This is a genomic window from Acinetobacter sp. UBA6720 (assembly GCF_002454215.1).
Classification (GTDB): Bacteria; Pseudomonadota; Gammaproteobacteria; order Pseudomonadales; family Moraxellaceae; genus Acinetobacter.
Genome location: NZ_DKIK01000145.1, coordinates 31169 through 41205, shown reverse-complemented (window position 1 = coordinate 41205; position 10037 = coordinate 31169). Strand labels below are relative to the sequence as shown.

9 protein-coding genes are annotated in these 10037 nt (G+C 42.5%); 4 read left to right on the top strand and 5 right to left on the bottom strand.

What is annotated here, in order from left to right:
- Positions 1 to 284: ACT domain-containing protein (locus tag B4F08_RS12945; protein WP_291374621.1), on the bottom strand; the 284-nt coding region annotated here is incomplete at its 3' end.
- Positions 285 to 361: 77 nt separating this feature from the next.
- On the opposite strand from B4F08_RS12945, the gene B4F08_RS12940 reads away from it, so the two are divergent.
- On the top strand, positions 362 to 1615 hold the full coding sequence (locus B4F08_RS12940) for a hypothetical protein (protein WP_086210333.1): 1254 nt from the start codon (positions 362 to 364) through the stop codon (positions 1613 to 1615).
- Positions 1616 to 1672: 57 nt separating this feature from the next.
- On the opposite strand, the gene ppk1 is transcribed toward B4F08_RS12940, so the two are convergent.
- From ppk1 to mhpT, 4 genes are all read right to left on the bottom strand, one after another.
- Positions 1673 to 3736, bottom strand: a complete 2064-nt coding sequence (ppk1, locus tag B4F08_RS12935) for a polyphosphate kinase 1 (protein ID WP_291374619.1) — start codon at positions 3734 to 3736, stop codon at positions 1673 to 1675.
- 167 nt (positions 3737 to 3903) lie between these two features.
- Positions 3904 to 4857: a bile acid:sodium symporter family protein gene (locus tag B4F08_RS12930; protein ID WP_086210335.1), complete on the bottom strand. Its 954-nt coding sequence runs from the start codon at positions 4855 to 4857 to the stop codon at positions 3904 to 3906.
- 61 nt (positions 4858 to 4918) lie between these two features.
- Positions 4919 to 5563, bottom strand: a complete 645-nt coding sequence (gene pncA / locus B4F08_RS12925) for a bifunctional nicotinamidase/pyrazinamidase (protein ID WP_291374617.1) — start codon at positions 5561 to 5563, stop codon at positions 4919 to 4921.
- A gap of 213 nt (positions 5564 to 5776) precedes the next feature.
- Positions 5777 to 6982, bottom strand: a complete 1206-nt coding sequence (gene mhpT / locus B4F08_RS12920) for a 3-(3-hydroxy-phenyl)propionate transporter MhpT (protein WP_086210337.1) — start codon at positions 6980 to 6982, stop codon at positions 5777 to 5779.
- Between the two features lie 712 nt (positions 6983 to 7694).
- Between mhpT and dapA the strand changes: the two genes are divergently transcribed.
- The 3 genes from dapA to purC are packed head-to-tail and all read left to right on the top strand — an operon-like array spanning position 7695 to position 9972.
- Positions 7695 to 8594: a 4-hydroxy-tetrahydrodipicolinate synthase gene (gene dapA / locus B4F08_RS12915; RefSeq protein WP_086210338.1), complete on the top strand. Its 900-nt coding sequence runs from the start codon at positions 7695 to 7697 to the stop codon at positions 8592 to 8594.
- A 13-nt stretch (positions 8595 to 8607) separates the two neighbouring features.
- On the top strand, positions 8608 to 9216 hold the full coding sequence (locus B4F08_RS12910; protein ID WP_110974700.1) for a lipoprotein-34 precursor (NlpB): 609 nt from the start codon (positions 8608 to 8610) through the stop codon (positions 9214 to 9216).
- A gap of 36 nt (positions 9217 to 9252) precedes the next feature.
- A complete protein-coding gene (purC, locus tag B4F08_RS12905; protein ID WP_004691818.1) occupies positions 9253 to 9972 on the top strand; it encodes a phosphoribosylaminoimidazolesuccinocarboxamide synthase in 720 nt (239 codons plus the stop codon).
- The last annotated feature ends 65 nt before the right edge of the window (positions 9973 to 10037 follow it).

Genomic DNA, 10037 nt, shown 5'->3' with positions numbered 1-10037 from the left:
CGTCCACCTTCGCTCACCCACTGGTCGTATTCAGTTGTAGTGATTGGTTTAAAACGTACAGTTAAACCAATATCATGTGCTAAAATTAGAATTTCTTTCATCGCCAAAGCCGTTGCGGTTTGGTCATCTGAAGAAACAACTATACCCAAGGTCAATTGGTTATGAATAACTGCTTGTCCAACATCTAAAATTTGTAGTGAATGAGTGGACAATACCTGCATTAATCGAGTGAACTGATTAGGCTGGTCTGGTCCTAAAAATGAAATAAGAATGATTTCTCGCATGAATTGACTCGGGTCTGAGCTACGACTATTGTTAGAATCATAATCGAAATTGAATATATTTTCTTTGGAAGTTTACGTTGAATGCGCCTAGACAAGGGCTATTTGCTAGCCTATTAATTGTAAGTTTTGCTTTACATACCTTTTTATTGGTATTGGCAACGACTCATCAACTGAATGAAAACCGTGCCAGCCAAGGTCAACTGATGACCTCTCAATTGGTGACAGACAGTCTTACAGAACTGGAACCTGCCAACACGGTTTCTCTCGCGCTTTTGGTGGATCGCTATGCGACCAACCCAAGCGTAGCTTCCATTCGTATATTGGATGCCAATAATCAAGTGCTGGCAACTGGTGGTCAGGTGCGAACACGAGATGGTGAAGTGTTTGTTCGTGATGCGCTACAAAACGAAAAGAAAGTGGGTAGTATCGAGATCACACTCATCAAACCAAGTATGGGCGAAATTCTACGGACGCAATGGTTAGCAATTTTATTGTCTTTGGCGATTCATGGTTTACTGTGGTTGGCTTATCGTGCGATTGCTCGCCCAAGCCGTACTGAATACTTAGCACGGATCAATAATGAATCTCGCTTAAAACACGAAATTCAAGTGTTAACCCAAACACTAGAACAAGAAAAGCATCATGCTGCGGTCGCGATTGCTCAAGCACAGCAACAACTCAAAACCAGTGCTAAGCCGAAAGAGCAAAAACCTGTGATCGTGGACAACCATTCGGTCGCACTCAATATTCAATTCTATGACCCAAAACAATTGATGGACTCAGTCAATACCACGGTCTCAATTCCGTATTTTAACTTGTGCCAAATTTTTCTGAATAAAAGTACAGAGCTTTGCTTAAAGCACTTTAAATTAAACAGCTCAGACGTCAGCACACATCAGTCATTTAATGAGCATGGTGCAACCCTCACCATGTCGACCGACACGCCGAATGCCGTGCCATGTCTCATGATGATCAGCAGTGTGTTCCAGCTATTGTCTGACGTTTTATATAAACGTTACCGCGAAGAAAAGCGCTTTGTTTTGCAAACACGTTGTGGTATTTCAACTGCAGTTGATGCAATGCAACTGTCTGCCACTCAAGCATCTGAACGTTTAGTGCAACAACTATCTGCCAAAGAAAGTGCGGTGCATTTAAGCAATGAATTATTGAAAGACATTTCCGAAAGCTATCAATTGATCAATTTACCGAATCCAACCAATGTCTTGACCCGTCATGCCTTTATGGTCAATGGTATGGGTTCAGAGTCTGCCGAATTGGCACAAACTTTAAGAACTGAAATTCTAAAAGCAAAACAATCTAAAGCCTCTTAATTACGCTCGAGCAGAAAAAAAGCCTGACACATGTCAGGCTTTTTTTCTCTGTCGAACTCAAATTTTCAGTTGCTTTTGGGCAACCAAATGTTGCTGTGCACTATAGCGCTGCTCTGGATCAGTACAGGCTACTTTAAGCCAATGACCATCGGCTTGTAGCTCCCAAGCATTTAAACAATCATTCAGGTAGCTTATTAGCCCATCTTTATAAATTTGTTTTTTCAAAGTACGATCTAATATTGGAAAGCAGGTTTCCACACGTGAAAATAAGTTGCGTCCCATCCAGTCTGCACTGGCACAGTACAGCTTTTTCTCACCGCCATGTTCAAAAAAGTAAACTCGCGTATGCTCAAGAAAACGACCCACGATCGAACGTACACGGATATTCTCAGACATACCCTGGACCTGTGGAATCAAACAGCAGATCGAACGAATAATCAGATCAACCCGCACCCCAGCTTGTGACGCACGATACAACGCAGCAATCAGTTGCGGTTCAGTTAAAGCATTAACCTTAATGATAATACGTGCGGCCTGACCAGCTTGTGCAAACTCAATTTCTTGCTCAATCAGCTTTAACAGTTCACTGTGTAAAGTAAAAGGTGCATGTAATAATGCCTTCAACTTGGCCATCTTACCCATCCCCGTCAGTTCTTGAAACATGCGGTGAACGTCTTCACAAATATCAGGCTGTGTAGTCATCAGCCCATAGTCGGTATACATACGGGCATTACCCGCATGATAATTGCCTGTGCCTAGATGAGCATAGCGAATCAACTGAGCATTTTCACGGCGTACAATCAAAATCATTTTGGCATGCGTTTTATAGCCCACAATGCCATACACCACCACCGCGCCCGCCTCCTGCAAAATATTGGCCACAGTAATATTCGATTCTTCATCAAAACGCGCACGTAACTCAATCACTGCCGTGACTTCCTTGCCATTTCGTGCTGCCTCTGCCAAGACCTGTACAATTTCAGAGTCGGGCCCACTGCGGTAAAGGGTTTGTTTAATCGCTAGTACATTTGGATCTTTCGCAGCTTCTTTTAATAAGCCAATTACAGGCTGAAAAGAATCAAACGGATGATGCAACAATACATCCTGTGCTTTTAAAGTATCAAAGGTACTTTTTTGTTTACGCAAAACTTTCGGAATAACGGGAATAAAAACGGGATGTTTCAATTCAGGTCGATCACAACTGGTACTAAGACGTGAAAGATTGATCGGCCCATCAATGCGATAAAGCTCCTGCTCAGTTAAATCAAACTCCTTGAGCAGATAATCAATCACCGCTTCAGGACAGTCATCTTCAATTTCTAAACGCACCGCGCGCCCAAAGCGACGTGAAGACAATTCATCTTTTAACGCAACAGCCAAATCGTCAACATCTTCCGACAAAATCAAATCGGCATTACGCGTCACACGAAAGGCATAACAGCCTGTGGCCTTCATACCTGGGAACAAATCGCTGATGTGTTGCTGAATCATCGCAGTTAAGAAAATCTGCGTGTCTACACTGCCTGAAACTGCTTTGGGCATCGAAATCAAGCGAGGCAAAGAACGTGGCGCAGGAACAATTGCCATCTCAATGCTTCGCCCAAAAGCATCCTTACCTTGTAAACTCACAATGAAATTCAGACTTTTATTCACGAGACGAGGAAAAGGATGGGAAGGATCTAGACTGATCGGGGTTAAAACAGGTTGGATTTCTTTGGCAAAATATTCTGCAATCCACGTTTTATGTTTTTCTAAGATGTCTTGGAACTGAAGGAATTGAATACCGTGAGCCTGTAACTCGGGTAAAATCGAATGATTGAGCGTTTCAAATTGTTTTTGAACCGCAGTATGAATAGATTGAGACAGGTCTTGTAATACGACGTTTGTGGGGAGCGCATCAGGGGTTCTGGCAATGGCATTCATATCGCGTTGTTTCATCAAACCCGCAATACGAATCTCAAAAAACTCATCCAAATTACGTGAAAAAATAATTAAAAAATTTAAACGTTCTAGCACAGGCAAACTCAAATCTAATGCTTGTGCTAAAACCCGCTGATGAAACTCAAATAACGATAGCTCTCGGTTGAAATACGTCACCGATGAATGCTGAAAATTATCCATACCCTCTCAATGCTGTTTAAAACAGTCTGTTATGAAGTGTTTGGCAGGGATGTTAGGCAGTCTTTATGACAGTTTAGTTACAATCACAGCCCAAATAGAAAGTTCATCCTGACTTTATGCTTAAAGCTTGAACAGCGTACAGTATTTAAACCAAAATATGTTCTTTTTCACTTTTTTTTATTGAGCATTGAGTCTGCTTTTGTTGCCCAATAGCTGGCTAAAATAGGTCCTGAAATGTTGTGCCATAAACTAAAGATGGCGCTGGGGACCGCTGTAATTGGAGAAGCAGCAAAATGCACAGCCGCCAAAGCCACACCGAGACCTGAGTTTTGCATACCCACCTCAATCGAAACCGCTTTACAGTCGGCATGCGGCAAGTGAAACATCCTTGCAGCTCCAAAGCCAAGTAAATAACCAATCACGTTATGTAACGCCACCACAGCTAAAATCAATAAACCAGATTCTAAAATTTGTGCTTTTGAGCCACCAATAATCGCTGCCACAATCAACACAATTGCGACCACTGAAATTAAAGGCATGACTGAAATATAGCTTTCAACTTTATGTTTCAGTACAGCACGTACCACCAGCCCTAGAACAATAGGAAACAACACCACCTGTAAAATTGAACTCAGCATCGACCATGCATTTATATCAATCCATTGGCTGGCCAGCAGATAGAAAATCGCGGGAGTCAGTACAGGTGCTAATAAAGTCGATACTGTGGTACATGCAACAGACAATGCTGTATTGCCTTTCGCCATGTAAGTAATCACATTAGATGCCGTCCCTCCTGGACAACAGCCCACTAAAATGACTCCTATGGCAATTTCAGCGGGTAAGCGGAACAACACACATAACACATATGCCACACTTGGCATCACCACAAACTGGGCAGCCACCCCAATCGCAACTGCTTTTGGACTCTGCATCACACTTTTAAAGTCGTTCAACGTCATGGTCATGCCCATACCAAACATGATCAAGCCCAACATCCACGTGATATAAGCTTTCATCCAGACAAAGGTTTCAGGACTCAAAAGTGCTATCCCTGCAAATAATACGACCCACAAAGCAAAGGTTTTTTGAATCCAAGTGGTAAATCTTAAAAAAGTGCCCATGACCTTTCCCTACAGCATGTCTTATGATTTCTATGTTGATGATTACAGAGTCTCGATTGGATCAATGCATCCTTTGTGCATATTGTTGTGCAATGTCTTTGCAATAGAGACGTTTTACGCCTTGCGCCAGCATGTCTTGCCATGCATGCTGTAAAGATCCCTGTAAGTCGATACCTTTGGTGGCATCTGCAATGACATAAGTTTGAAAACCGAGTTGTGCAGCATCTATTGCGGTCCACGCAACGCAAAAGTCTGTTGCAATCCCAACAATAAATACCGTATCAATCCCACGCTCTCTTAAATAGCCTGCGAGTCCGGTTTGAGTCTTGTGATCCGCTTCTAAAAAAGCAGAATAACTATCAATGTGTGCATGACATCCTTTACGGATGATCAACTGCGCTTTGGCAAGGTCGAGATCAGGGTGTAATTCAGCATCCTGCGTGCCTTGTACACAGTGGCGTGGCCACAGCACTTGTGTGCCATAGTCCAATTCAATGGTTTGAAAAGCTTGCTTTTCAGGATGATTCTCTGCAAAAGAAATATGATTTTCTGGATGCCAATCTTGGGTGAGTACAATATTGTCAAAATAAGCGCCCAACTGATTAATTTTAGGAATGATTTGATCTGCTCCTGCCACCGCTAGATTTCCGCCGGGGGTAAAACCATTTTGTACATCCACCACAATCAGTGCCATATTCTTCTGCATTCTTCTCTGTCCTTTTTGTTCTGTGCTCGAAGGCCAAGCTTAGCTTCATTTATAAAACAGTATTCATCCTCGCGGGTCAAAATTAAATGACTGTAGCCTTGAGTGCAATGGATATTGAAGCAAATCAGCAAGTACGCTACGCAGCATTGTCATTTTGATGAAAAAAAACCTGCTTCTAGCAGGCTATTTTCCAACTCATGCTTATGGATGATGTCATACGCCCTTCATACGACGGGTCAGTAACAACATCATCACCGCTGAAATCACAATACATGGAATCGCTGCTGAAATGACTCCTGCTGCACCGAAACCTGTGCTTAGTAATGCTCCAGCAATTGCAGGCCCTAGCATTGCGCCAATCCGCCCTACGGCAGAAGCGACGCCAATACCTGTGCCACGTACTTCAGTTGGGTAGACAATTCCACCAAAAGCATACAATACGCCCTGACAGCCAATCACAAAAGCACCAACCAATGCTGCGGCCAAATACATTTGATTCAGTGAAGAAGCCGCATTTAATGCCAATAATCCCGCCAAGATGCCGCCATACATCAGTACGATGACATAAGCTTTCTTCCAGCGGTCTGTTAGCATCCCTAAAATCACGGTCCCCACTGTCGCACTTAGCATAAAGTAGAACTGCGCCGTTGCACCTTCCTTACGTGAAAAGCCTAACTCAGTAAACAGTGATGGCAACCAACTGAGCATGATGTACACCACCATCAGGGTGAAAAAGTAGCTCACCCAAATAAATAAGGTTCTAAATAAATTATCCGCGTTCAACAGCTCTTTAAACGCGGCTTGAGGTGCAGCCTCAGTGGCAGATTCTGGGTTTTGGGTCTTTAAAAATTCCTTCGACTCAGGCAACAACCACATCATCACAGGAATGACAATAATCGGTAATAAACCACCCAAATAGAAAATATTCTTCCAGTTGGCACCAAACTCAGTACTTGCAACCAATGAAAGAATGGCAGCACCCACAGGCATACCGCAGTACATCAATCCAACAGCACGACCGCGGTTTTGTAGTGAAACTGCCTCAGAGGCTAAGGTAATTAAAATCGGCATCGCCGCACCAAGACCAGCACCTGCCAAGAACCGCACCAGCAATAAACTATTAAAGCTGTTGACCCACACCGTACAGAGTGTAAAGACCGCAAAAATAGCCACTGAACCAATCAACACTTTTTTACGGCCAATTCGGTCAGCAAAACGCCCGCCCACTAGTGCACCGGGCAATAGACCCAGAATCCCTGCACTAAAAAACACCCCCAACTGTGAACTATCCAAACCGAAATATTCACGAATGCCTGCGGCTGCAATACCTGCTGCTTGAATATCCAGCCCTTCGATGACTGCAATTAAGAAGCAAATCGCAACCGTGACAATTGCATGTTGCCTATCTGATTTTTGCATTGGGAAATCCTTGTTCAATCAGCGTTCCAAAAACGCCATCATCTATGAGCAAGGTCGGAGAAATAACTATCAAAAGGTGGAATGAAATCATACAAATGGCTAAAATTAGTGGATTAGTCCTGTATTAACATCCGTTCAGATATAGTCTTAAAAACAATAAAAATAAGGAAAAAATTTAGACTAAAATGCTAAAAATAGGCATATCACCGATTTAATAAAAGCAAGTTTCCCCCTTTTAGTGATAGCTGAAATGAATGATTAGACTGCTTTTTAGCAATGATTCTTTTGTAGCAAACAGATTTGCAGAAATCACATTTACATCTTGTATGAGTTTTAAAAGGTCTTAAATTCTGACTTTTATACACGGAATATCAGGTTTAATAGACTTTTAAGCCTCTTTTTCATCTAAAAAACCACTTTTCGATGGCTCCAAACGACTCACGTCTGCCTTGCGAAATACTATTTTCAGGTTTTGGATGAAAAGCATGTTCTTTGTACAGCATTTAAACAGGCTTTATTTTTGTAGCAAAAGATAAAGTTTTTATACACTTTGACTAAATCATATTGTTCTTCATGTTGTGTTCGTTCATAATTTGCATAAGCATTATTCAATGCATCAGCGCTTTGAAAATGCTATAAATTAAAATACGTACCCATCCAATCTTATGTTTTTCTGGCCTAACTGGATGGACAAATAGGATATTTTTTTAAAATGACTCAGCAAGCACAGACCATCCAAGGCTCAATTGTCGCAATCGTCACCCCTATGTTTGAAGATGGCAGCGTAGATTGGAAGGGTCTAGAGAAGCTCGTTGAGTGGCACATCGCACAAGGCACAAATAGCATTGTTGCTGTCGGTACAACGGGTGAAGCGTCTACTCTAAGCATGAAAGAACATACACAAGTGATCAAAGAAATCATTCGTGTAGCAAACAAACGCATCCCGATTATTGCGGGTACTGGTGCGAACTCAACTCGCGAAGCCATTGAGTTGACCAAAGAAGCCAAAGCACTGGGTGCAGATGCTGCCCTTCTTGTTACCCCGTATTATAATAAACCGACTCAAGAAGGCTTATACCAACATTATAAAGCCATTGCAGAAGCGGTTGATCTGCCTCAGATCCTTTATAACGTTCCAGGCCGTACTGGCGTTGATATGACAAATGAAACTGTTATTCGTTTGGCAGATATCCCACAAATTGTAGGGATTAAAGATGCCACAGGCGATGTTGCTCGTGGTCAAGCTCTGCTTGAGGGTCTTGCTGGCAAAGATATGACTGTGTATTCAGGCGACGATGCAACAGCCTACCAACTGATCTTGTCAGGTGCTCAAGGTAATATTTCTGTGACTGCAAACGTTGCACCAAAACAAATGAGTGATGTTTGTGCAGCAGCACTTGCAGGTGAAGCTGAAAAGGCAGAAAGCTTAAATACTCAAGTTGCAAATCTACACGAAATTCTATTTTGCGAATCGAACCCAATTCCTGTGAAATGGGCACTTCATGAAATGGAGTTAATCGAAACGGGTATTCGTTTACCATTAACACCACTTGCAGAACAATATCGCACACCGCTCCGTGAAGCACTCACAAAAGCGGGTGTCATTCAATAAAGAGCACATTAATATGCAATTACGTTTAGGTCTTACCCTCGCACTTTCAGTCGTCAGTTTAGCGGGTTGTAGTTCTCTTGCAGTCAATAACGGTAGTTTGGACTATAAAGAAACAGCAAGCTTGGAACCTCTTAAATACCCTGAAGGCTCAATGGTTCGACCTGCAACGCCGTTGTATCCAGCTCCAACGGTTGAGGCACTTGCTTTAGAACACGCACCAGTACTTGAAAACAAGCGTGGTAACCGTTTCGCAATGCCTCGCCCAGAATCAACTCAAATTACCAACCAAACAGAATCAACTGAAACCGTAGCTGTAGCCGTAGGTCGCCCTCAATTGATTATTGACGGAAATAAGAATCCGCTGCTCAAAGTTGAAGGAAATTCTGCTACAATTTGGCAATACACACTTGCCACCCTCAGCAGTCTCAACCATCAAATCGTTGGCCAAGGCAAAAATGGTTATGAAGCAACCATTAAGGTCGATCAACAGACCTATGTGTTAAGACTAACCGCTGTCGGTACAAGCAATAACCTTGCAGTGTTCAATGCCGATAACAGTTTTGCAGCGCCTGAAAAAGCCACAGAATTGTTAACTCAGATTTACCAAAATTGGCCAGCCTAGTCGTACTAGGCATTTTTTTTTGAAAAAGGTTCCCTCATGTTAAAACAAACCTTGCTCTATACTGGTAAAGCGAAATCTGTCTATGAAACAGACAGTGCAGACCACCTGATTTTAGTCTTTCGTGACGATGCTTCGGCATTCAATGGTGAAAAGATCGAACAACTAGATCGAAAAGGTAAGGTGAACAACCGTTTTAACGCCTTTATCATGGATAAATTGGCTGCGGCTGGCATTGAGACTCACTTTGAAAAACTTCTTTCACCAACAGAAGTTTTAGTGAAAAAACTCAGCATGATCCCTGTTGAATGTGTGATTCGTAACTATGCAGCAGGTTCTTTATGCCGTCGCTTAGGTGTAGAAGAAGGCAAGGAATTAACTCCGCCGACTTTCGAATTATTCTTCAAAGATGATGCTCTTGGCGACCCAATGGTGAATGAGTCTCAAGCGATTGCTTTAGGTTGGGCAACTGCTGAGCAACTTGAGCAAATGAAAGTCCTCACTTACCAAGTGAACGAAGTGCTTAAAAACTTATTTGACCAAGGTGGCATGCTACTTGTGGACTTCAAACTTGAGTTTGGTGTATTCCACGACCGTATTGTTCTTGGTGATGAGTTCTCTCCAGACGGCTGCCGTCTATGGGACAAAGAAACCAAGAAAAAACTCGACAAAGACCGTTTCCGTCAAGGTTTAGGTGGTGTGGTTGAAGCGTACGAAGAAGTTGCTGCACGTTTAGGTATCGACCTTTCTGATATCTAATCTATTACAGATTCAAAAAACCGAGCTTAAACGCTCGGTTTTTTGTTTAAACTTCATCTATAGTC